Below are 23378 nucleotides of genomic sequence, written 5' to 3' on the forward strand. Positions count from 1 at the left end.
GATACCTGAATATGTAGCAGCGGGATGCAGATCCAATATCGCAAGTTACTACTTTTCGTCCATCTGTCAACTCCCTGTTCAGATGGCACTTTACGCATGGGATCTTACTCTGCTTAATGTCTAGATGTATGGTATCACACTATATAAAAAGGGTCAAACCAATTCCAGTAACTACACCAGTCAAGAAAAGAATAAGGATAACTCTGGCCAGATTTTTTCTTCTTTCGCCATATCGAATCAACACCAATAGAGCTAATCCTGAATTGGTGACTAGACCACTAAATAAAGAGCCTAAGCTCAAGGTTCCAGCTGCATACAATTGTGCTAATACAACCGTAGCGGCACAATTGGGAATAAAACCAATACAAGCTGATAAAATAGGTTGGAAAATAGAATGATCCAATAATAGATTTTTAATAGTTTGTGGTCCTAACCATTCCATTAATAAACCGATGATAAAGCTTGTTACAAAAAGGAATACAAAAATACGTAAAGATCGCAATAAGGCACTCAGTGGCAATGGATAGTTGGGATAACAACAGTTACATCCATTGACCGCTGCACTCGATTGGTCATCATCGTATGCATCATATTCTTCGCTGTCTTCTTCTTCCATTTCTTCAAAACGAATAATATGTTGATGATTCCGTAATAGGAAATCAACCAAATAACCAACAACAATCCCCGTAACAAATTTACCAATCAAGACAAAACCAAGGGTGGAATATAATTCGGGATTGCTTAAAAGGATTGGAATGGCTTCATCACTGGTTGCAATCATCACAGCTACTAAAGTACCCAATGTGATATTTCTTTGTACAAAAAGCATAGCTGCCAAAACACTAAAACCACATTGCGGAATCAAGCCGACAAGCGCTCCAATCAACGGCCCAAAACGTTGTAAGTCAAAGAATATTTTCTCATCGGAAGCGGAAGTTTGTTTGCGTTCAAACACTTCAATGATACAGTATGTAATGAATAATAGGGGCAACATGGCCCATGTGTCATGGACACAATCTATCAATATATCGATTAAAAATTCCATAAAACCTATCATACAGAATTCTAATAAAAAAGCAAGCTAGATGCTTGCTTACGGTTCTAATCGTTTTTCATTAAGCTTGTTTTCGGTAAATTCCTGCAACGTACGATAAATCAGTGCAAAAACCGGAACACCTAAGAACATACCAATGACACCATATAGGTCACCGCCAACAGTAACGGAGAACAAGATCCAGAATCCCGAAAGACCTAATTGATCACCCAATACGAGTGGCTTTAAGATATTGCCATCAAATTGTTGAAGAATAAAAATGAAAATCAAGAAAATGAGAGCATAGATAGGATTGATCAACACCAATAAGATAGCACTTGGTATAGCTCCTAAGAATGGACCAAAAACAGGAATCAAATTCGTGATGCCAACAATAAATGCGATCATTTGTGCATAAGGCAATCGGAAAATGGAAATACCAATATAACATATAATACCAATGATCAAAGAATCAATAAGATTACCAATGATGAAACTATCGAATACATCTCTTGTCGTATGGGTAAAATGAACCAAATGATTGGCAATCGATTCAGGGAAAATCGCATACGTCAAACGTTTAAATGTTAGACAAAGAGATTCTTTATCTAAGACGATATAGAAAGCGGAAACAATAGCTAAGATCGTATTGATCAAAAAGCGAACCGCTGCTACCGAATATGTAGCAATCTTGGATAAATTTTCGGAAATTAATTTGGATAAACGACCGGTTAAATATGATTCCGTATTGGATAAATCAATATGCATATTTTGTTCAATTTGTTTAATATAAAACCGGATATTTTTTTGGAACATCTTTTGATTGGTCAATAATTGTTGGATAGAACTTATTAAATTAGGAAGTATCATCGATATCATAAGAATCAAAAAGAAGATAAAAATCAAAAATACAACCAGTGCGGACCAAAGTCTTTTTTTCTTAAAATTTTTAAATAAAGATTTTTCTAACCAGCTCACAGGAATACGCAATACAATGGCTAAACCCAATCCAACAATAAAAGGAGCAGCCGCTGATGCAAAGGTTTTAATTCCTTTGATGATGGTTCCACAATTATATATGACGATGCCTATAGTGATCGCAATGATCAATGAGAAAGAATAGACCATTACTTTTTTCTTCATTTCGTTATCAAAACGAACGTGCATGTTATCACCTCACACGGAGTTATTTTATCATCTAGAAGAATAGTTTCAAAACATATATAATATTTTTATGAATAAATTATATGAAGGAACCATATCCTGTAAGGCACTATTAGAAAATCCCAAACGAATTTGCATTTGTTTATATGTGGATAAGAAAAAACGAACCAAAGATTTTCGTTATATCATTCATTTAGCACAAAAAAGAAATTGTAAAGTTGTAGTGACAAATCGTGATCAATTGGATCAAATGGCCAGTTCAAAAACACATGGTGGTATGCTGCTTGAAGCCAAAACCAGACAATTTGATTCTCCTCAAAAAATCAATGGATGGAGTGTCTATATTGATGGCTTAGAAGACCCCTATAATTTAGGCAGTGTTTGCCGAACCCTATACGCAGCCGGATGTGATGGTTTGATTCTGCCATTTAGAGATTGGCAAAAAGCTGAAACCATTATTTTACGATCCAGTGCAGGGGCATTTGAAAAGTTGCCTATTTATATGGTCAAAGACGGTGAAGCTTTGATTCAATATCTAAACACGAACGATATTCCCTTATATTGTGCCTATCGAAACCAAGCACAAAGCTTGTATGACATTACTTTTCCAGATATATGTTGTATTGCGATTGGAGGTGCCTATCGTGGACTGAGTCGAACCCTTTTAGATCATGCCTATCAAAATGTATACATTGAATATGGAAGAGACTTTCGCAATGCCCTTGATACCGCCAGTGCTTGTGCTGTGTTCGGATTTGAAATCATGCGAAAAAGGAGAAATGAAAATGCGAATCAATCGAGATAAATTAGTAAAAATGGCAGTGAATGGACAAGTAGATCATCCTCGTATGGGACATTTCTATGTGGGATATGATGGCAAAGGCCGATTACCTGTTGGAACCGGTGGCATCGTATATACCCATGCCATTGGTGATTCTTGTATGGGGATAGCCGGTGATCATGTAGAACCGGGGGTTACCATTGCCAATCCCAGTGATCGAGAAAATCATGCCTTGGAAACATTAGCCTGTGTCGGTAATGAAGTCATTTGTTTATCTGGTCCAGCCCAAGGTGCCAAAGGCATTGTGACTGGAACCCACGGTGGTGTTGATCATACCATGTGCTATTTTCCTAAAAAAGATATTGATAAAATGACAGGCCATGAACAATTCTTAGTGAAAGCGTATGGCCAAGGATTAAAACTATTAGATCATGAAGATGTCTATATGATGAATATTGATCCTGATCTTTTGGATTTACTTCCGATTCAAGAAACAGAAACAACGATCCAATTTCCCGTCGTGACAGTGTTACCACCTTATTTGATGGGCGCTGGTTTAGGTAGTGATACGATGATGGAAGGCGATTACGATATCATGACCCAAGATGAGCAAGCAAATGAAAAATATGGTATCAATCAACTTCATTTTGGTGATTTTGTCGCTGTCTTGGATCATGACAGCACTTATGGACCGCATTATAAACAAGGAGCGATTACCATTGGTGTAGTCGTACATAGTGATTCCTTTACAAGTGGTCATGGGCCTGGATTAACGATTGTAGCGACAAGTTCGACACGTGCCATCGAACCTGTTGTGGATACACATGCAAATTTAGCCAATTATACAGATGTATTGTTGAAACGATAAGAAAATGAGCTGTTTCCTGTAAATGGGAAACAGCTTGTTTGACAGTTACGGCAACTAATCAGATAATAACATCATGAATTATGTACAAGTATATATCGAACATAATAGTTTATCTTTAAATCAAACATTTACGTATCAAACAGAGCAGGATGTGTCCGTAGGTTGTCGTGTCAAAGTACCTTTTGGCCATCAAACCTTGATTGGCTTTGTGGATTCAATCAGCAATCAATGTGATCTCGATACGGTAAAATCTGTGCTGGAAGTATTGGATCCAAAACCATTACTCAATGTAGAATTGTTAGATTTGGCATCCTGGATGTCTGATTATTATGTCACATCCAAGATCAGTTGTTTAAAAACAATGTTGCCTCCAGCTCTTAAACCATCCTCATCACATACGCATGTTATTTATGAACAATGGGCGATGAAAGGAAATGGTTCCGGATCTTTGACACCAAAACAAACGACGTTTTTGGCTTCAATCTCGTTTCCTTGTAAATTGTCACAACTACGTAAACAATCTCGTACGATGACACAACGCTTGATTGATCAAGGATATATTGCCATCGAACAACGCCCCAAAGGAATGTCGATGCCTGCTTCCTTGCATGAAAATCATTCTTTTACATTAACTTCCGAACAGAAACAAGCTGTTTTGATCATTTCAAAATCGAACGATACTGTCTTTTTATTACACGGTGTGACTGGTTCGGGAAAGACGGAAGTGTTTCTACAATTAGCCCAGCAAGTTCTTTCAAGCGGAAAACAAGTCCTTTTCTTAGTGCCTGAAATTGGACTGACTCCGATGATGATCAATCAAGTATCTGCTCGTTTTGGAAAACGCATTGCGATTTATCATTCGCAATTGAATGCACAAGAAAAATATGATCAATACCGACTGGTTAAGGAACATAAAGTCGATATTGTCGTAGGTACACGATCCGCTGTTTTTATGCCATTTTCTGATCTTGGATTGATTTTGATGGATGAAGAACACGATTCTTCTTATAAACAAGAAAACATGCCTCGTTATCATACACGGGATATCGTGAAATGGCGTGCCAACTATCATGGATGCAAAGTTGTCTTAGCCAGTGCAACGCCAAGTTTAGAGTCCTATGCTCGTGCTTATAAAGGCGTATATCATTTGGTTACATTGACCCATCGTATTTCGGTTTCCATGCCCATGATTCATTTAGTGGACATGAAAACGCAAAAAACTCATTTTGGATTGTCTCAAGATTTGTTGGATGCGATTTCTATTCGATTAAACCGTCGGGAACAAACAATCTTATTATTAAATCGAAGAGGCTATCTTCCCATTATGCGATGTATGGATTGTGGTCAGATCATGACTTGTCCTGATTGTGGATTGGCTTTATCGTATCATAAAAAAGATCATCAACTGATGTGTCATTGCTGTGGCCGAACCTTTCCCTATGCGAATACATGTCCATCTTGTGGTGGTCATCATTTCTATCAATCCAGTATGGGAACTGAAAAATTAGAAGAACAGCTGCAAACCCTTTTTCCATCAGCACACATCATTCGTATGGATGCGGATACCACGCGTAAAAAAAGAGCACATCAAAAATTATTAAGTGAATTTGAACGCTCTGGAGATATCTTATTAGGGACACAAATGGTTGCGAAAGGATTGGATTTTGCGCGTGTGAGTTTAGTGGGTATCATCAATGCGGATAGTGGTTTAGCTCGTTTGGATTTTTCTTCCAATGAACTAACTTATGATTTGTTGGAACAAGCATCGGGTCGATCCGGACGGCAATCGCAACAAGGCGAAGTCTTTATCCAAACGTTTGATCCCAATCAGTATGTGATGCGTTGTGTCCTTCATCACGATTATCAACGATTTTTTAAACAAGAGATGCAATTTCGTCATCTGGGTATGTATCCACCTTATGTCTATATGTGCACTTTGATTTTTTCCGATGTTGATTCTAACAAAGCAATGAAAAAAGCATCGCAAGCTAAGAAACTGGCTTTGTCGGTAAAAGTGTTAGGTCCTGTTGAAATTTCTATGCGACAGAAAAAAGCACGATGTCGTCTGGTCTTAAAAGCAAAAGATCAAAAAACATTACATGATTGTGTATGGAAAATTGCGAAAGCGATGAAAGGAAATATCGATATCAATATGTATCCGATGTTGTTGGAGGAATAATATGCGAAAATGGGTCTTGAATGCATTAATTGCAGTAAAACTACATGGAGAATATTCCAATTTATATTTGCGTAAACATTTGAAAACGTGTAATCCCAAGGATCGAAATCTGGCCACACGTATATTCTATGGTACGATCCAAAACTGGTCCTATTGTGAATCTTGCTGGCGCACGTATGCCAAAGGCAAGGTCAATGACAAGATTGCGGTTTTATTGACAATGAGTACGTATCAATTATTGTTTTTGGATAAAGTACCAGCTTATGCCATTATCAATGATGCTGTCAATTTAGCTGGTGGTATCCAACCACGATCCAAAGGATTTGTGAATGCCATTTTGCATAAAGTCAAACCATTGGAAGATGAAAAAGATCCGATTGCTTTTCAAACATCTTGTCCGTCATGGATCGTAAAAATGTGGACCAAACAATATGGAAAAGAGAAAGCCAAAACCATTGCTCAATCGTCTTGTCAGATCTTACCGGTTACGATTCGATACAATCCTTTGCGCATCGATGAAGAAACGTTATGGCAAAATGAGAATATCAAAAAGCCAGATATTTACATAGGTCATGATATTGCTTCAGATCCATTGTATACATCTGGAAAAATTAGCGTCCAGGATCGTGGTTCTTTTGCCATTGCCCAATTTATGGATGTACAAGCAAGCGATGTCGTATTGGATTGTTGTAGTGCGCCGGGAACCAAAGCCATGGCCATGGCTGAAATGATGAAGGACGAAGGACGGATCGATTGTATCGATATCCATGCGCATCGGGTACAATTGATCCAACAAGATGCCAAACGATTGGACTTATCTTGTATTCATGCCCAAGTAGGCGATGCGACAAAATTAGATGGTTTAGGCTTGTATACAAAGATCTTATGTGATGTTCCTTGTAGCGGATATGGGGTATTGGCTCGGAAGCCCGATATCAAATTACATATGCAACCGAGTGATATGGATACACTAATTCCGTTGCAGGCCCAAATCCTAGATTGTGCAAGTTCTCATGTCACAAAGGGTGGTATTTTAGTTTATTCAACTTGTACATTAAACAAGAAAGAAAACGAGAAACAAGTTGAGAATTTCTTGCGTTCTCATTCGGAATTTACGTTATTATCTCAAAAAACAATCTTTCCAGATTCCGTGCATGATGGATTTTTTATGGCAAAGATGCAAAAACTAGAGAATTTGGTATAATATGAAAATGTACCAAAGGAGGCAGTATGCAAAGCTTATACGACTTGAATTATGAACAAATGGGCGATTTTGCCCAGTCCATGAGATGGAAGCGATTTCGAGGCCACCAGATCTTTCAGTGGTTGTATCGCGAAAGAGTGACCGATGTGGATGCGATGACGAATTTGTCAAAAGAAACTCGATCCATCTTAAAGGAACGATTTGTGATTGATCCCTTAAAATTGGTAAAAAAACAAGTCTCACATGATGGCACGACCAAATTTTTATTTCAAACCGAAGATGGTTCCTTACTTGAATCCGTTATGATGGTTTTTGATTATGGTCGAAGTGTTTGTGTTTCAAGTCAAGTGGGATGTAATATGGGATGTGCTTTTTGTGCCAGCGGGCTAACCAAAAAGCGACGTGATCTTACGAGTGGGGAAATGGTTGCTCAATTCTTGAATATTCAACGAGAATTGGATAAAGAAGATCAACGATTAAGTCATATTGTCGTGATGGGAACGGGAGAGCCGTTTGATAATTATGAGAATGTGATGAATTTTCTAGCCACTGTGAATCATGATCGTGGTTTAGGTATTGGATCTCGTCATATCACCATTTCGACGTGTGGTGTTGTTCCTCGTATTTATGAGTTTGCGGATGAACATACCCAATATAATTTAGCTGTTAGTTTGCATGCCCCCAATGATGAATTGCGATCTCGATTAATGCCAATCAATAAAGCGTATCCATTGTCGGAATTGATGAAAGCCATTCGTTATTATGGTCAAGAAAATAATCGTCGTTTGACGTTTGAATATATTTTATTAAAAGGTATCAATGATCAGCCACAACATGCCAGACAATTAGCGAAATTGCTTCATGGCTTGAATGCGTATGTGAATTTGATTCCTTATAATTCAGTGGATGAAAAACAATTCAAAAGTGTGACCAGAGAAGCAGCCATGGTCTTTTATGATCTTTTGATGAAAAATCATGTTCGTTGTACGATCCGGAAAGAACATGGACAGGATATTGATGCGGCCTGTGGACAATTACGTATCAACGAAATCAAGAAAGGATTGGGCCAATGAAAGCATTTGGAAGTACAGACATAGGCAATGTACGTCAGGAAAATGAAGATGATTTCTGTTACCTAGAAAATGATCGTGGTGACTGTATTGCGATTGTTTGCGATGGCATTGGTGGCAGTGCAGCCGGTGAAGTGGCCAGTCATATTGCGGTACATACCATCAAAGATGCTTTTATCCAGTCACCTGTATTGGACCATGATTATGAAGTGGATGAATGGATCCAAACAACTTTAAATAAGGCAAATGATGCGATTTATTATAAAGCGCAACATAATAAAAGCGAACGAGGCATGGGAACGACCTGTGTTGGTTTTTTGATGACAAAGAAATCGGCTTATATTTTCAATGTTGGTGATTCACGTGTATATGCCGATTATGCAGAAGGACTGATTCAAATGTCGGAAGACCACAATGTGGTTAGTCGTTTACTGCGTAAAGGCGAAATCACCAAAGAAGAAGCGCGTTGGCATAAACAAAGAAATACGTTAACGAATGCGTTAGGGGTTTGGCATGTGTTTCAAATCGATTTACACAAGATTGAAAATACATTCCAATATATTTTATTATCGAGTGATGGTTTACATGGATATGTCTCCCATAATGATATCCAAAAGATTGTTGAAGATCCACAAATGAGTCTGGAAGAAAAAACCAAGGAACTTATTTCAAAGGCAAATCGTGCGGGTGGATATGATAATTGTACCGTCGTGATCGTTGAGAATGATAGGTTATAACTATGCCGTTAGCTGTACAAGAAGTCGCCAATCGATATGAGATCATTTCGCTGATCGGTCAGGGGGGAATGGCCGATGTCTATAAAGCGAAAGATATCATTTTAAATCGAATTGTTGCCATAAAAATATTACGTGAAAAATTAAGTCACGATGCCATGACATTGGTTCGCTTCCAGCGAGAAGCCAGTGCAGCAAGTCGTCTATCCCATCCTAATGTTGTTGATATCTATGATGTAGGTGAGTCCGATGGCATGCATTATATTGTCATGGAATTTATTCGCGGACGTACACTAAAACAATTGATCCAACAGCGTGGTGCATTGAGTGTCAGTGAATCCATTCAAATCATGACCCAGCTTACCAGTGCTATTGATCATGCGCATAAACACAATATCATTCATCGCGATATCAAACCGCAAAATGTTCTAGTCAAAGACGATGGAACGGTCAAGATTACTGATTTTGGTATTGCGATTGCGAATGATGCTGTGCAATTGACTTTAAACAATGCGGTGATGGGGTCGGCTCATTATTTGGCACCAGAAACTGCACAGGGAAAAGAGCCAACCGCGCAAGTGGATATTTATTCATTGGGCATTGTATTCTATGAATTGTTGACTGGTGATGTTCCTTTTCATGGAAAGACACCAACGGAAATTGCCGTCAAGCATTTACGGCAACCCATACCGTATGTGCGCGATTTTAATCCAGCGATTCCACAAGCGGTAGAAAATATTATTTTAAAAGCGACCGCAAAAGATCCAAAAGATCGGTATTCATCAGCTTATGCGATGTTAGAAGATCTTCAGAACTGTATGAATTGGGAAATGCGGAATGTAGAACGAATCAGTTTTACCACACCAAATATTGCGAAAGTGGATGTCAATGATGGGCATGTAGAAGTTGAATATTCGGATGAGCCCATCGAAACGGAAGAAAAACGGAAATTTCCATGGTTTACGTGGATCATTCGTACGATCGTTATTCTTATTGTTTGTTTGATCCTGTTATTAGGTTTGGTTGCTGGTCATGTGATTCAGGTGGATGGTTTATTGGGTTACCAAACCATTCCGAATGTTGTGAATCTATCGACTTCTCAAGCAAAAAAGAAATTAAAAGCAAAAAACTTTACCCATATTACGATCAAAAAGGTATTGAGTGATTCCGTAGACAAGGGTAAGGTGATTTCCTGCAACTATGATGCTGGACAATCGGTTTATCATGGAAATACCATTGTTTTAAAAGTATCCAAAGGACCGGGGTATCTGGTCGAAGATTTTACTGGACAAACGTTAGAAGAAGCTGAATATACATTGGATAAAGAGGGTGTAAAACTTAATATTGAAGTGAAATATAAAAATGCTGCCGATACCAATCCAGGTGTGATCTTGTCGCAAAAGAAATTAAAAGCCGGTACCCGAATTGATCCAAATGCAAATGAAACCATTCAGTTTGTAGTGAGTCAAAATCCAACGATCGTGATTCCTGAATCTTTAATTGGTATGGATGTGAATGAAGCCAAAGAATCTTTGAATGATCAAGGCATTGCGGTGGTATTATCAGGTAGTGGGGATACCGGTGTTGTTGTGAATGTGAGTCCAAGTGTCGGATCAACATATACACAGGAAGGATCAGACAGTGTCGTTACACTGTATTATCAATAGTATGCAAGGTAGAATTATAAAGATTATTTCGAATCAATATACAATTGAATACGATAAGCAATTTGTGGTAGCTTGGCCACGAGGAAAAATGCGAAAAGGCCAAGCGCCAGTTGTTGGCGATTGGGTTGAATTTTCAGCCATTGATGATCGCTATGTGATTGAAAAGATACTGCCTAGAAGCAATCGTTTATTACGACCAGCCATTGCGAATGTTGACCAAGCACTAATCGTGACTAGTATGAAAGATCCCGATTATGCTTGCCATTTATTGAATCGATTGATTTTTTTGGTGAGCTTATCCCATGTGGAACCCGTTATTTGCATTACCAAAGCCGATCTCGTTGATATGGCCAAGTATCAAGCGGAGATGGCATGGTATGAAAAAGCCGGATATACCATTGTTTATACATATCCTGGCAGTGATGATAAGGATTTAAAAAAGGTTTTAAAAGACAAAATCAGTGTTTTATGTGGTCAGTCAGGAGCTGGGAAAAGTTCTTTGTTGAATCGTTTAGATCCTTCATTTTCTTTGCAGACCCAAGAAATTTCCAAGGCATTGGGAAGAGGAAAACATACTACTCGATATTGTCAGCTTCATCAAGTGGCAAGTGGATGGGTAGCGGATACACCAGGATTTTCAAGCTTAGATTTTTCGCGTATTGATACATCACATTTGGATACACAAATCAAGGATTTTCAACCTTATTTAGGTCATTGTCGTTTTTCAGATTGTATCCACGATAATGAGCCAGATTGTGCGATAAAGGAAGCATTAGAAAAAGGGTTGATTAATCCAAGTATATATGAAGATTATATTCAGATAAAAAGAGAGGAAAAACAGTATGGAAAATAGTCGTATTATTTCACCATCGGTATTATCGATGGATTATTCAAAAATGCCAGAACAAGTGGCTCAACTGAATGCTTCGCCCGCAAAATGGTTACATTTTGATGTTATGGATGGACATTTTGTACCTAATCTTACATTTGGACCGGATATTTTAAAAGGTTTCTGTAAGCTCAGTGATTTAGTTATGGATGTGCATTTGATGGTTTCGGATCCTGCTAAGTATGCACCCATCTTTATTGATGCCGGAGCGAATATGGTGACATTCCATGTGGAAGCTTTAGATAATGATATGGAAAAAGTTCAATCTTTACTGGATGAAATTCATAAATTGGGTGCTATGGCTGGTGTGGTCGTAAAACCGAAGACAGATGTCAAAATCATCCAACCGGTTTTATCAAGTTGTGATATGGTGTTGATCATGACGGTTGAGCCAGGATTTGGTGGTCAATCCTTCATGGAAGATATGATGCCAAAAGTAAAATGGTTAGTGAATCAAAGAGAGGCAAAGCAACTTTCGTATCGCATTGAAGTCGATGGAGGAATCAATGGTACGACTTATAAGACGGCTGTCGATTCCGGTGCCGATACTTTGGTTGCAGGCAGTTTTGTATTTAAAGGAAATATTATTGAAAATGTGAAGGCGTTGTTGAAATGAAAACAGCGCTTTTAATTACACCAAAATCCCAAATTGTACCAGCTATGGAAAATGTAGATTACATAGGTGTGGATGCGGGTGCTTTATTGATTGAAGAAGCTGGCTATCCTTGTCTTTTAGCAATTGGCGATTTTGATTCCATGGATGCAGACGCATTACAAGCATTAAAAGAGCGTATGGAAGTCATTCAGCATCCTGTTAAAAAGAATGAGACCGATAGCGAATTAGCTATTCGTTTATGTAAAGAAAGAGGCTATACGTCCATTATTTTATGGGGTGGACTTTCCAATCGTTTGGATCATACGCTTTTGAATATTCAGTTGTTGAAGCATAACCCAGATCTAGTGGTACTGCAAGATGAAAAACAAAAAGTATCCATTCTACAAAAAGGGGAACATATTCTAAAGAATGCGTATCGACATATTTCTTTTTTTCCTTTGGAAGAATCAATCTTAACTTTAGAAGGTTTGTTATATCCATTGGATCATCGTTTAATAGAGGTTAGTGATTTATATTTGACATCCAATTCATTTGTCGAAAAAGAGGCACATGTTTTGGTGGAAAAAGGAAGCTTGCTTTGTGTAGAATCCAATTATCAATAGAGAAGGAATGTATATGAAAGAATTTGGTTATGGCTTGATCTATCTTTTATGTGGTATTTTTATGATTGGTTGGCCATTACGTTTATTACGAATGATGGATACATGTTTGGCATTTATCTTTTTTGTGAATGGAACAAGAAAGCTGTTAAAACCAGGGAAGAATCATAAAGTAATGGATATTGGATTTGGTTTGTTATCGATTGGTTTTGCGGTTTTTATTTTTAATGACCAACACTTTTCAAATGAAATCATTCGTATGGGTACAGCTGTTTATATGTTGATGTATTGTGTGAGTTGTTTGGTTCAATATTTAATTGATTTAGATACCAAAGAAGGGCATGCTTTGATCGATTTAGGAAATGGGGTCTTCTCTCTATTCATTGGCTTCTATCTTATCATTCATCCGCATTTTGATGTGAATGTGTTGATTATTCTATATGGTATCTATTGTATGGGATTGGCAGGTCGTTCTTTTTTAGATGGTTGGACAGGAATTAAAAAGGATTATCATTGGCAACGAAAACATTACCTTATGTTGCCGGCAATCGTTTTAGCTTTTTTACCAGGCCAACGTGTGCAGCGTCTACAGAAACAAACGGAAACGGAGTTGATGGATCAAAAAACCAATGAAAAAACATTTTTAAAAGTCATGGTCCAAGTCGGTCCACAAGGGTTGCAGAAAGTAGGACATATTGCGTTTGCTTATAAGGATTGTGTGTATAGTTATGGGAACTATGATGCAGAATCGTCAAAATTGAATGGTACCATGGGTGATGGCGTCTTCTTTATGCTTCCTTTTGATGCGTATTTGGATCAAATGTTGCATATGGAAAAGAATTCGGTTTTTGAATATGGAATTTCTATCAGTAAAAAACAAGCAAAATGGATTGAACAAGAAATCAAAAAATTAAAGGAACGGTCAAAACGTTGGTTCTGTGCCATTGAAAGAGAAAATGGTTTTTCACATGCACAGGATTATATGAATGATTATCCGAGTCGGTTGCGTAATGCGACGCAGGTGCAATTTTATAAAATTAGGAAAGGAAAATTCAAAACCTATTGGGCTTTGGGTGATAATTGTGCACAGTTCACCAATATCGTATTTTCCAAATTGGGATCCGCCATATTGAATAGTCGAGGTGTCGTTTCACCGGGTGCGTATTTTGTATGGTTAGAACATGAATTTAAGAAGGCAAAGAGTCCCATTGTTTATCGAAAAATACATATTGCGGCATAAAAAAAAGATGGATTTACATCCATCAATTTTTTTGTCCTTATTAAATAGCGCCTTGTTTCTTCAATGTTCTCAATTCACGAGCACTTACGCGAACTGTCTGAGGTTTTCCGTTGACGTTGATTCTAACCTTCTGCAAATTCACATTCCATTTACGACGAGTAGCACGTAAAGAGTGAGAACGTCTATTTCCTGATAAAGGACCACGTCCAGATACTGCACATCTTCTTGACATCCTGATTGGCCTCCTTTTTTCATTGAATCTTGCTTACGCAATTGCTTAATAATATTAGCATTGATTTATATGTATTTCAAGTGGAAATTTAATTTGTTTGGTTATTCGTATAATGTTATAATAACGGCGTTGATTGGAGAAGTAAACATGCAGATTTCAATATATACATATATATTTGGTGCGATTCTTTGTTTAGGTTTGATGCTTTTGATCATGCCGCATCTGATTACCTATCTACATAAAATCAAATTTGGTCAAACAGAAAGAGAAGAGGGATTGGCTTCTCATAAAGTGAAAAATGGAACACCGACGATGGGTGGTATCGCTTTTATTCTGATACCAACATTGGTTTATTTGGTGTTTGCCTTGTGTCATTTGGTGCCAATTGATATGCGGTCGGGCATTATTTTATTGGCTTTTATTGGTTATGGAATCATTGGATTTATTGATGATTATATCATCGTTGTTCAAAAAAATAATGAAGGATTAAAGCCAAAAGCTAAATTTGCGATGCAAAGTGTTTTAGCGGTTATTTTCTTTTTATTATATATGCGAACCGATGTGGCCATGGATATTTGGATTCCTATCGCAAACATCCATATTCCATTAGGTCCTTTCTATTTTGTGATCATTTATTTAATGTTTACAGCCGAAACCAATGCCGTCAATTTAACCGATGGATTGGATGGATTATGTGCTGGGCAAATGATCATTGCGTTAGTGCCTTTTGTGATTTTCGCCCAACGTGCAAAAATGGATCATATTGCGTTTTTGATCGTATTGTTGATTGCTTCCTTATGGGGTTATTTAAAATTCAACAAACATCCTGCGCAGATCTTTATGGGAGATACGGGTTCTTTAGCTTTAGGTGGTTTCTTTGCAGCCGTAGCCATGGTGTTAAAACAAGAGATTCTATTGATTTTAATTGGTGGTGTATTCGTTGTTGAAGTTTTGAGTGTTGTGATTCAGGTTACACACTATAAACGAACGCATAAACGTATTTTCCGAATGGCACCTTTACATCATCATTTTGAAAAAGGTGGCATGTCGGAAACGCAAGTGGTTCATCGATTTTGGTTCGCTGGTGTTGTTTTAGCCGTTCTTGGATTCTTCATAGGAGTGATGTAAGATGGAAAAAGTTCTTGTTATTGGTGCTGCACGTTCTGGTGTAGCTGTCAGTAAATTACTGAAGAAAAATGGATACGATGTCCTGTTGACAGATGCGAAAGAAGTTCCTGAAAAAGAGGAATTGGAGGATCTAGGTATTCAAGTTGTGGATGGAGGACATCCGGATTGGTTATTGAATACGGAGTATGCCTTTGTTGTGAAAAATCCAGGCATTCCTTATCGTGTGCCAATCATTAAATATTTTGTGGATGCGAAAGTACCGGTATATACCGAAATTGAAGTGGCTTATCGATTTGCTAAGCATTTTAGCTATGGTGCAATTACTGGAACCGATGGAAAGACAACGGTGACCACGCTATTATATGAAATGTTAAAGAAGGCTGGACCGGCTTTAACGGCTGGAAATATTGGTATTCCATTGAGCGAACAAGTTTTGTCGCATGATGATCAAGATACACGCATTGCTTTGGAGTTAAGTAATTTCCAATTGTTAGGTATTGATTCATTCCGTCCACATGTTTCGACAATAACCAATTTGGCACCAGATCATTTGGATTATATGGATTCATTAGACGATTATTATTCTTCAAAGATGCGTATCTATAAAAATACGACAAAAGAAGATTATTTTATTCGCAATGTGGATGATCCCAATATCATGAAATATGCACAAAATATTCCATGTCAAGTCATTGATTTTTCCTTACAAAGACAGGATGTCGATTTGTATGTGAAAGATGGACAAGCATGGTATCAAGATATTTCCTTATTTCATGTCAATGATTTAAAAATTGTGGGTGCATTCAATTGTGGAAATGCGATGATGGCAGCTTGTATGGCATATTTAATGGGCGTATCTTTAGATGATATTCAAGATGTGATTCAAAACTTTAAAGGCGTCGAACATCGAATTGAATATGTCACTACCATTGATGGTGTACGCATCTATAATGATACAAAAGCTACAAATACACATAGTGCTTGTGCAGCATTAAGTGCATTTAAGGAGAATGTAATTCTTTTATGTGGGGGGAAAGATAAACATATTTCTTTTGATGATTTAAAGCAATATGATCATAAAATCAAGCATTGTTTCTCTTTTGGTCAAACGAAAGATCAATTTAAAGATATTTTTACCCATCAAACTTCAGTAGAAACAATGCAGGCTGCATTTGCGGAAGCATGTAAGATTGCCAAACCAGGCGATACCATTTTATTGAGTCCTGCATGTTCGAGTTTTGATCAATTCAAGAATTACGAAGTGCGTGGTGAAATATATAAAAATATGGTACATGCATACGCTAAAACAAGGAGATAATTTATGACCTTTCTATTTGATTTGATCAAAACCATTTGTTTAGGTATCATTCAAGGTATTACCGAGTGGTTGCCAATTAGTAGTACTGGCCACTTATTGATTTTTAATAGTATTTGGCCCATGTTGCCAGCTGAATTCTTTGATGTATTCAAAGTTGTGATTCAGTTTGGCTCTATCTTAGCTGTGTTGTATTTATTTCATCATCGGTTGAATCCTTGGGATAAATCCAAAACGGAAAAAGAAAAGATCCGAACATATAATTTGTGGATCAAAGTTATTGTTGGGGTAATACCTGCCGCTGTGATTGGTTTATTGTTGAATGACATCATCGATGAATATTTATCACAAAACTTTGTGATTGCGGTTGCATTGATTGCCTATGGTATCATTTTTATCATTGTAGAGCAGCATCCAAAAAAACCAACGATCAAGAGTATTTATCGCATGGATTATAAAACGGCTTTAAAAATTGGTTTCTTCCAATGTTTGGCTTTGATTCCCGGAACCTCTCGTTCGGGAGCAACCATTCTTGGAGGGTTGTTATCCGGTTGTACACGTACATTAGCCAGTGAATATTCATTCTTTATTGCGATTCCGACGATGTTTGGTGCTTCTTTATTAAAGGTCGTTAAATATTTGACTAATACGGGGATGTTCACTCTATCACAATTGATATTATTATTGGTAGGAACGGTTGTTAGTTATATAGTCAGTTTGTTTGCGATTCGTGCTTTGTTGGATTATGTAAAAACACATGATTTCAAAGTATTTGGTTGGTATCGTATTATTCTTGGTTGTTTTATCATTTTATTCTTTTATATCTTATAAAAGAGACGCAGAGAAATCTGCGTTTTTATTTATAAAAAAGGCTGTCTCGAGAATGAGACAGCTTGATTTGATGTGATTACTTTTTTGAAATGGTAAAGCCTACTTTTTTATACACTTTACGTATTTTCTTATTGGCAATGTAATTCGCTTTTTCAGCACCTTGGGCAAGGATATCATCAATTTGGCCACTGGCCATAATTTCTTTGTATTTTGTTTGTAGATCTGTTAAGAAATCATAAACGGTTTGGCCAATTTCTTTCTTCAATTCACCATAACCTTTGCCTTGATAACGATTCACGATACTATCGATTGGTTCGTTGGTAAGACAAGATTGAATCGTCAGCAAATTAGCTAGTCCTGGTTGATTTTCTGGATCGTATTGAATGATGCCCAAAGAATCGGTGACGGCCGACATGATTTTCTTACGAGCAGCCGCTGGATCATCTAATAGTTCAATCGTTCCTTTGCCATTTCCTTCCGATTTCGACATTTTCTTTGTTGGATCTTGTAAAGAGTAGATTTTTTGTCCAACTTCGGTCATTAATGGTTCCGGTAATACAAAGGTATCACTATATCGATGGTTAAATCGTTCAGCTAGATTACGCGTCAATTCCACATGTTGTTTTTGATCAATTCCAACGGGAACATATTCTGCATCGTACAAAAGAATATCGGCTGCCATCAAACAAGGGTAGGTGAATAGGCCAGCAGTAATGCCGGTTTCACCATTGGCTGTTTTACTTTTATACTGTGTCATGCGTTGCAGTTCACCCATGTAGGACATACATGTCATGACCCATCCCAATTGGGCATGTGCTGGTACATCCGTTTGCAGGAAAATCGTTGCTTTGGCTGGATCCAATCCAGCAGCTAAATAGAGGGCAATCAGATCTTTTGTATTCTGACGCAATTCTTTTGCTTCGATGGGAATGGTAATGGCATGCTCATTGGCAATAAAAATGAACATTTCATACTCATCTTGCAACTGTACAAATTGGCGAATGGCGCCAATATAATTGCCAAGTGTCATTCGGCCTGTAGGTTTTACAGCACTTAATACACGTTTCATAGTTTATCATCTCCAATGATTCTATTTTACTGATTAAAGAAGGACTTGACAAGGTTGATATAATGAAAAGAAGAAAAGACAAGGAGGTATTCTATGGTCATTATTTATACTTCACCTGGATGTGCGAGTTGTCGGAAAGCAAAACAATGGTTAAAAGATAATCAAATTGAATTTGTAGAAAAAAATATCTTTACTACTTTATTGAATAAAGATGAAATCAAATATATTTTATCAAGAAGTGAAAATGGAACAGAAGATATTATATCGGTTCGTTCCAAAGCATATAAAGCATTGGAAAAAGATATTGACGAATATTCTACAAATGAATTGGTTGATTTAATTCAAAAAAATCCGTCCATCTTACGGCGACCAATCATGATCAGTAAACAAAGCTTTGTGGTTGGCTATGATGATGATGAAATCACAACGATGATGACACCATCGATGCGTTCGAAATTTGATGATGTTTGTGAAAAATCGTGCAACGATTCTTGTCCAAATTATCCTTTATGTGGATCGGTTCGCCAGCCAGGACAATTGGTATTACCAACCGAAGAAAAAGTACAAGCAGAAATTTAGCTTGTACTTTTTTTATAGAATGTGTTCCCAATAATATTTGGATTGTTTACGTAATTCTTTATCAAATCGTTTATAACCTATTTTTTCTGGTATTGTTTTTTGATCACTGAACAGATTGGTACCAAATCCCAATCGATCTCCTTCGATTTTTACACCCATCGCACTTAATACAGTTGGGAAGAAGTCAAAAGAGGTAAACTTTCGATTTTTATTTTGTTTCGGTTTATTTTTCGCATGAATGATCGTATTAAAGGTTGTGCGATCATACGATGGATCGTATGTATGTGAAATATATTCTTCGGCCATACTTGTGTGATCCCCACAAATCACAATGGTTGTATCTTTATAAAAAGGTTGTGCTTGGATCCATTGGATAAATTCACCAATTTTACGATCGGATTCATGAATGATATTGGATAAACGTTCCGGATATTGATTTTGATAGTGTCGATCTTTATAGCCTTTGGGATGATGTGTATCCACCGTCAACATAGAAAAATGAAACGGTTGATCTTTACTTGCCATCTTGGTAATTTCTTCTTTTGCGTACGCAAATAATTTCTCATCTTCAAATCCCCAGAATACCGGATAATTCGCAGGCAATTGATTTTTTACGGTATTGTAATCAAAAATCTTTACAGGACCATGGGTATCAAAATAAAATTTACGACCACCAAAAGCAGCTTGCGAACCAATACAGAATTCTTGTTGATATCCTTCTTCATGGAGAATATCTTGTAATGTTTTGGTTTTTTCTAAGAAAGGTACGCCTTCTTTGAAACGATGACTGGTTAACGGCACGGTCAAGCCTACTCCGGATGTTTGGGCGACAATACCACCAGTTGTCCATCCAGTTCCTGCCAAAACATGAGCTCCACCTAATTGTTCTTGATGGGAAAAATTCAAATGTTCTTTTCCCAATCGAGAAAGACGAGGAATCAAATCTTCAGGATAATCGCCACCATTTTCTTTGGATGTATAAGTTGTTTCTAAGGATTCGACAAATATGTATATTAGATTCTGTTTCTTTTCCGGAAAGGTCATTTTCACTGTATTGGTATCTACAAAATAGGTTTCATATAAATCGGTTTTTCGAAATTGATTGATGATCCATTCAAACATGCCAACTGTATGAGCGGCCCAAATCAGCGAGGCTGCACATAGAATAAAAACGAACGGGTGAGGGAAAAACCAACTTTGGATGAAATAAACAATGATGGTCAATCCCAGAGCTTTAATACCGCATTTCTTTATCCAGTCGGTGATGAATTCGGTATTGGTGCCTTCCAATGGGACTTTTAAATGAAAGATAATTTGTTCAAAACAAGATAAGCCAAAATACGAGAAGGACCATTTCGCAGATACCAATAAAGTTAAACAAACAAATACAGGAATATAGGCTAAAATCATAGAAATAAGTATAGCACAAATGGATCAAGAAAAGAAATTGAAAAGTTTCCGCTTGGCTTTGAAAACTTTTTTTTATGACACTTAAGTTTCTATGTTATAATGGAAAAGCGAAAAGGCTTACAAAGGAGGAAAATAATGACAAAAAAATATACGTACTTGTTCCGTGAAGGTAACGAGCATATGCGTGAGCTTCTTGGTGGAAAAGGAGCCAACCTAGCGGAAATGAGTAATTTAGGAATGCCAGTTCCTTATGGTTTCACGATTACAACGGAAGCTTGTACACAATATTATGAAGATAATGAAACCATCAATGATGAAATCAAAGCGCAAATCTTTGAATATTTAGATATGCTAGAAAAGCAATCGGGCAAAAAATTAGGAGATACAAAAAATCCTTTATTGGTTAGTGTTCGTTCTGGAGCACGTGCTAGTATGCCTGGTATGATGGATACGATCTTAAACTTAGGTATGAATGATACAGTCGTTGAAACAGTGGCAAAACTTACCGATAATCCTCGTTTTGCGTATGATTCGTATCGTCGTTTTGTACAAATGTATTCTGATGTCGTTATGGGTTTAAACAAATCTCGTTTTGAAAAGATCATTGATGATGTAAAAGCAAAACGTGGTATTGAAAGTGATCTAGACCTAACGGCTGATGATATGAAAGAATTGGTTGTTCGTTTTAAAGATTTCTACAAAGACCAATTAAATGCTGATTTCCCACAAGATCCAAAAGACCAATTGATGGGAGCTATCGAAGCTGTTTTCCGTTCTTGGAACAACGAACGTGCAATTTATTATCGTCGTATGAATAATATCCCTTCCAGTTGGGGAACAGCTGTTAACGTACAAATGATGGTATTTGGAAACATGGGTAATGACTGTGGTACGGGTGTTGCCTTCACTCGTAATCCAAGTACTGGCGAAAAGAAATTATATGGTGAATTCTTGATGAATGCACAAGGTGAAGATGTTGTTGCTGGTATTCGTACACCACAGACAATTGATCACCTAAAAGAAGTGGCACCACAAGCCTATGACAAATTCTTGGAAATCTGTGATACCCTTGAAAAACATTATCGCAATATGCAAGATATGGAATTTACCATTGAAAAAGGTCAATTGTTCATGTTGCAGACACGTAATGGTAAACGTACGGCTCAAGCAGCTTTAAAGATTGCAACCGATATGGTTGATGAAGGTGCTATCACAACGGATGAAGCATTGATGATGGTTGAACCACAACAATTGGATTCTTTATTGCATCCAATGTTTGATCCAGAAGCATTAAAATCGGCAACACCAATTACAACAGGTTTACCAGCTTCTCCAGGTGCTGGATCTGGTGAAATTGTCTTCAGTGCAGAAGAAGCAAAACAAGCCAATGATGAAGGACGTAAAGTCATCTTGGTTCGTTTAGAAACAAGTCCAGAAGATATTGAAGGTATGAGTGCTTCGGAAGCTATCTTAACTGTTCGTGGTGGTATGACCAGCCATGCGGCCGTTGTAGCTCGTGGTATGGGTGCTTGCTGTGTAGCTGGTTGCAGTGATATTGATATGCATGAAGACGAAGGTTATTTCGTAGTGAATGGTCAACGTTTCAATCGTGGCGATATCATTTCCGTTGATGGTTCAACAGGAAAGGTATATGGACAAGCTATTAAGAGTGTTCCAGCTGCCATTACTGGTAATTTTGAACGCTTCATGAAATGGGCGGATGAAAGACGTACATTACAAGTTCGTACCAATGCAGATACACCTCGTGATGCCAAACAAGCTTATGAATTCGGTGCACAAGGTATTGGTTTAACACGTACCGAACATATGTTCTTTGAAGGAGATCGTATCAAAGCTATGCGTGAAATGATCGTTTCGAAGACAACGGAACAACGTCGTGCTGCTTTAGCTAAGATCGAACCAATGCAACGACAAGACTTCGAAGGTTTGTATGAAGCTATGCAAGGACAACCAGTAACGATTCGTTATTTGGATCCACCTCTACATGAATTCTTACCAAAAACAGATGAAGAAGTTGCTGAATTGGCGAAAGAAATGAAGATGCCTAAGGAAGAATTGGATGCCGTAATTGCCAATTTACATGAATTCAACCCAATGCTAGGTCATCGTGGTGTTCGTTTAGCAATCACATTCCCTGAAATTGCAGAAATGCAAACTTTAGCTGTGATTACAGCGGCCATCAATGTGCAGAATCGTCATCCAGATTGGCATATTGAACCAGAAATCATGATTCCATTGGTTGGTTCTGTCCATGAATTGAAATTTGTGAAGAACATTGTTTCGAAAACAGCCGATAAATTGATCAAGGATTCCAATGTGGACATGAAATATCATGTAGGTACCATGATCGAAATTCCACGTGCGGCTTTATTAGCAGATGAAATTGCACAAGAAGCTGAATTCTTCTCATTTGGTACGAACGATTTGACCCAAATGACATTTGGTTTCTCACGTGATGATGCTGGTTCATTCTTGTCCGATTACTATGATGACAATATCTTTGATTCTGATCCATTTGCTCATTTGGATACAAAAGGTGTTGGTAAGTTGATCAAGATGGCTGCCGAAGGTGGTCGTAAAACTCGTCCAGATATTAAATTAGGTATTTGTGGTGAGCATGGTGGTGATCCAGCTTCCATTGATTTCTGTCAACAAGTTGGTTTGAACTATGTTTCTTGTTCACCATATCGTGTACCAATTGCTCGATTGGCTGCTGCACAAGCTGCAATCAAATTTGGAAAGTAAATTA

Annotated in this window: 21 protein-coding genes and 1 riboswitch; of the genes, 16 read left to right on the forward strand and 5 right to left on the reverse strand. The window is 37.5% G+C overall.

What is annotated here, in order from left to right:
- Positions 1-15: 15 nt before the first annotated feature.
- Positions 16-114, reverse strand: a riboswitch (THF riboswitch).
- A gap of 25 nt (positions 115-139) precedes the next feature.
- Both EDX97_RS02785 and EDX97_RS02790 read right to left on the reverse strand, forming a co-directional pair.
- A complete protein-coding gene (locus EDX97_RS02785; protein ID WP_128519662.1) occupies positions 140-1045 on the reverse strand; it encodes a putative manganese transporter in 906 nt (301 codons plus the stop codon).
- Between the two features lie 48 nt (positions 1046-1093).
- Entirely contained in the window at positions 1094-2176 is a 1083-nt protein-coding gene (locus EDX97_RS02790; protein WP_183164240.1) for an AI-2E family transporter, read from the reverse strand.
- A gap of 91 nt (positions 2177-2267) precedes the next feature.
- Here EDX97_RS02790 and EDX97_RS02795 point away from each other — a divergent pair, with 91 nt between their 5' ends.
- The 11 genes from EDX97_RS02795 (at position 2268) to EDX97_RS02845 (ending at position 14044) form a co-directional block, all read left to right on the forward strand.
- On the forward strand, positions 2268-3002 hold the full coding sequence (locus tag EDX97_RS02795; protein ID WP_128519664.1) for an SPOUT family RNA methyltransferase: 735 nt from the start codon (positions 2268-2270) through the stop codon (positions 3000-3002).
- Entirely contained in the window at positions 2983-3846 is an 864-nt protein-coding gene (locus tag EDX97_RS02800) for a DUF4438 domain-containing protein (RefSeq protein ID WP_128519665.1), read from the forward strand. Before EDX97_RS02795 ends, EDX97_RS02800 begins: the two co-directional genes overlap by 20 nt.
- A gap of 73 nt (positions 3847-3919) precedes the next feature.
- Positions 3920-6025, forward strand: coding sequence for a replication restart helicase PriA (priA, locus tag EDX97_RS02805; RefSeq protein WP_128519666.1), 2106 nt, complete (start codon positions 3920-3922; stop codon positions 6023-6025).
- 1 nt (position 6026) lies between these two features.
- Positions 6027-7229, forward strand: coding sequence for a 16S rRNA (cytosine(967)-C(5))-methyltransferase RsmB (gene rsmB / locus EDX97_RS02810; protein ID WP_128519667.1), 1203 nt, complete (start codon positions 6027-6029; stop codon positions 7227-7229).
- Between the two features lie 26 nt (positions 7230-7255).
- Complete coding sequence (gene rlmN, locus EDX97_RS02815; RefSeq protein WP_128519668.1) at positions 7256-8302, forward strand: dual-specificity RNA methyltransferase RlmN; 1047 nt, start codon at positions 7256-7258, stop codon at positions 8300-8302.
- Positions 8299-9036 (forward strand): Stp1/IreP family PP2C-type Ser/Thr phosphatase, encoded by a 738-nt coding sequence (locus EDX97_RS02820; RefSeq protein WP_128519669.1) that lies wholly within the window; start codon positions 8299-8301, stop codon positions 9034-9036. Before rlmN ends, EDX97_RS02820 begins: the two co-directional genes overlap by 4 nt.
- A gap of 2 nt (positions 9037-9038) precedes the next feature.
- Positions 9039-10700 (forward strand): Stk1 family PASTA domain-containing Ser/Thr kinase, encoded by a 1662-nt coding sequence (gene pknB / locus EDX97_RS02825; protein ID WP_128519670.1) that lies wholly within the window; start codon positions 9039-9041, stop codon positions 10698-10700.
- Position 10701: 1 nt separating this feature from the next.
- Positions 10702-11553 (forward strand): ribosome small subunit-dependent GTPase A, encoded by an 852-nt coding sequence (gene rsgA, locus EDX97_RS02830; RefSeq protein ID WP_128519671.1) that lies wholly within the window; start codon positions 10702-10704, stop codon positions 11551-11553.
- Entirely contained in the window at positions 11543-12205 is a 663-nt protein-coding gene (gene rpe / locus EDX97_RS02835) for a ribulose-phosphate 3-epimerase (protein WP_128519672.1), read from the forward strand. Before rsgA ends, rpe begins: the two co-directional genes overlap by 11 nt.
- The gene (locus tag EDX97_RS02840; RefSeq protein WP_128519673.1) at positions 12202-12807 is read left to right on the forward strand and encodes a thiamine diphosphokinase; all 606 of its coding nucleotides are present in this window, start codon (positions 12202-12204) and stop codon (positions 12805-12807) included. Before rpe ends, EDX97_RS02840 begins: the two co-directional genes overlap by 4 nt.
- A 13-nt stretch (positions 12808-12820) precedes the next feature.
- A complete protein-coding gene (locus EDX97_RS02845) occupies positions 12821-14044 on the forward strand; it encodes a DUF308 domain-containing protein (RefSeq protein ID WP_183164241.1) in 1224 nt (407 codons plus the stop codon).
- A 40-nt stretch (positions 14045-14084) separates the two neighbouring features.
- Here EDX97_RS02845 and rpmB read toward each other — a convergent pair whose 3' ends face one another.
- A complete protein-coding gene (gene rpmB / locus EDX97_RS02850) occupies positions 14085-14276 on the reverse strand; it encodes a 50S ribosomal protein L28 (RefSeq protein WP_128519675.1) in 192 nt (63 codons plus the stop codon).
- A 147-nt stretch (positions 14277-14423) separates the two neighbouring features.
- Here rpmB and mraY point away from each other — a divergent pair, with 147 nt between their 5' ends.
- From mraY to EDX97_RS02865, 3 genes are read left to right on the forward strand one after another with little or no spacing between them, the layout of a single operon-like run.
- Positions 14424-15404: a phospho-N-acetylmuramoyl-pentapeptide-transferase gene (mraY, locus tag EDX97_RS02855; RefSeq protein ID WP_128519676.1), complete on the forward strand. Its 981-nt coding sequence runs from the start codon at positions 14424-14426 to the stop codon at positions 15402-15404.
- A 1-nt stretch (position 15405) separates the two neighbouring features.
- The gene (murD, locus tag EDX97_RS02860; RefSeq protein WP_128519677.1) at positions 15406-16722 is read left to right on the forward strand and encodes a UDP-N-acetylmuramoyl-L-alanine--D-glutamate ligase; all 1317 of its coding nucleotides are present in this window, start codon (positions 15406-15408) and stop codon (positions 16720-16722) included.
- Positions 16723-16725: 3 nt separating this feature from the next.
- Positions 16726-17550 (forward strand): undecaprenyl-diphosphate phosphatase, encoded by an 825-nt coding sequence (locus EDX97_RS02865; RefSeq protein ID WP_128519678.1) that lies wholly within the window; start codon positions 16726-16728, stop codon positions 17548-17550.
- A 76-nt stretch (positions 17551-17626) separates the two neighbouring features.
- Here EDX97_RS02865 and trpS read toward each other — a convergent pair whose 3' ends face one another.
- The gene (gene trpS, locus EDX97_RS02870; protein ID WP_128519679.1) at positions 17627-18619 is read right to left on the reverse strand and encodes a tryptophan--tRNA ligase; all 993 of its coding nucleotides are present in this window, start codon (positions 18617-18619) and stop codon (positions 17627-17629) included.
- A 93-nt stretch (positions 18620-18712) separates the two neighbouring features.
- Between trpS and EDX97_RS02875 the strand changes: the two genes are divergently transcribed.
- On the forward strand, positions 18713-19198 hold the full coding sequence (locus tag EDX97_RS02875; protein WP_128519680.1) for a Spx/MgsR family RNA polymerase-binding regulatory protein: 486 nt from the start codon (positions 18713-18715) through the stop codon (positions 19196-19198).
- A gap of 12 nt (positions 19199-19210) precedes the next feature.
- Here the strand turns inward: EDX97_RS02875 and EDX97_RS02880 are convergent, their stop codons facing one another.
- Entirely contained in the window at positions 19211-20608 is a 1398-nt protein-coding gene (locus EDX97_RS02880) for an LTA synthase family protein (protein WP_128519681.1), read from the reverse strand.
- A 135-nt stretch (positions 20609-20743) separates the two neighbouring features.
- On the opposite strand from EDX97_RS02880, the gene ppdK reads away from it, so the two are divergent.
- The gene (ppdK, locus tag EDX97_RS02885; protein ID WP_128519682.1) at positions 20744-23374 is read left to right on the forward strand and encodes a pyruvate, phosphate dikinase; all 2631 of its coding nucleotides are present in this window, start codon (positions 20744-20746) and stop codon (positions 23372-23374) included.
- Positions 23375-23378: the final 4 nt, after the last annotated feature.

Source organism: Absicoccus porci, from assembly GCF_003725415.1.
Classification (GTDB): Bacteria; Bacillota_I; Bacilli_A; order Erysipelotrichales; family Erysipelotrichaceae; genus Absicoccus; species Absicoccus porci.

Excerpts from the sequence above, each read along its gene's own strand:
- EDX97_RS02785 (WP_128519662.1), bottom strand. The coding sequence starts at position 1,045 with ATGGAATTTTTAATCGATATATTGATAGATTGTGTCCATGACACATGG.
- EDX97_RS02790 (WP_183164240.1), bottom strand. The coding sequence starts at position 2,176 with ATGAAGAAAAAAGTAATGGTCTATTCTTTCTCATTGATCATTGCGATC.
- EDX97_RS02795 (WP_128519664.1), top strand. The coding sequence starts at position 2,268 with ATGAATAAATTATATGAAGGAACCATATCCTGTAAGGCACTATTAGAA.
- EDX97_RS02800 (WP_128519665.1), top strand. The coding sequence starts at position 2,983 with ATGCGAATCAATCGAGATAAATTAGTAAAAATGGCAGTGAATGGACAA.
- priA (WP_128519666.1), top strand. The coding sequence starts at position 3,920 with ATGAATTATGTACAAGTATATATCGAACATAATAGTTTATCTTTAAAT.
- rsmB (WP_128519667.1), top strand. The coding sequence starts at position 6,027 with ATGCGAAAATGGGTCTTGAATGCATTAATTGCAGTAAAACTACATGGA.
- rlmN (WP_128519668.1), top strand. The coding sequence starts at position 7,256 with ATGCAAAGCTTATACGACTTGAATTATGAACAAATGGGCGATTTTGCC.
- EDX97_RS02820 (WP_128519669.1), top strand. The coding sequence starts at position 8,299 with ATGAAAGCATTTGGAAGTACAGACATAGGCAATGTACGTCAGGAAAAT.
- pknB (WP_128519670.1), top strand. The coding sequence starts at position 9,039 with ATGCCGTTAGCTGTACAAGAAGTCGCCAATCGATATGAGATCATTTCG.
- rsgA (WP_128519671.1), top strand. The coding sequence starts at position 10,702 with ATGCAAGGTAGAATTATAAAGATTATTTCGAATCAATATACAATTGAA.
- rpe (WP_128519672.1), top strand. The coding sequence starts at position 11,543 with ATGGAAAATAGTCGTATTATTTCACCATCGGTATTATCGATGGATTAT.
- EDX97_RS02840 (WP_128519673.1), top strand. The coding sequence starts at position 12,202 with ATGAAAACAGCGCTTTTAATTACACCAAAATCCCAAATTGTACCAGCT.
- EDX97_RS02845 (WP_183164241.1), top strand. The coding sequence starts at position 12,821 with ATGAAAGAATTTGGTTATGGCTTGATCTATCTTTTATGTGGTATTTTT.
- rpmB (WP_128519675.1), bottom strand. The coding sequence starts at position 14,276 with ATGTCAAGAAGATGTGCAGTATCTGGACGTGGTCCTTTATCAGGAAAT.
- mraY (WP_128519676.1), top strand. The coding sequence starts at position 14,424 with ATGCAGATTTCAATATATACATATATATTTGGTGCGATTCTTTGTTTA.
- murD (WP_128519677.1), top strand. The coding sequence starts at position 15,406 with ATGGAAAAAGTTCTTGTTATTGGTGCTGCACGTTCTGGTGTAGCTGTC.
- EDX97_RS02865 (WP_128519678.1), top strand. The coding sequence starts at position 16,726 with ATGACCTTTCTATTTGATTTGATCAAAACCATTTGTTTAGGTATCATT.
- trpS (WP_128519679.1), bottom strand. The coding sequence starts at position 18,619 with ATGAAACGTGTATTAAGTGCTGTAAAACCTACAGGCCGAATGACACTT.
- EDX97_RS02875 (WP_128519680.1), top strand. The coding sequence starts at position 18,713 with ATGGTCATTATTTATACTTCACCTGGATGTGCGAGTTGTCGGAAAGCA.
- EDX97_RS02880 (WP_128519681.1), bottom strand. The coding sequence starts at position 20,608 with ATGATTTTAGCCTATATTCCTGTATTTGTTTGTTTAACTTTATTGGTA.
- ppdK (WP_128519682.1), top strand. The coding sequence starts at position 20,744 with ATGACAAAAAAATATACGTACTTGTTCCGTGAAGGTAACGAGCATATG.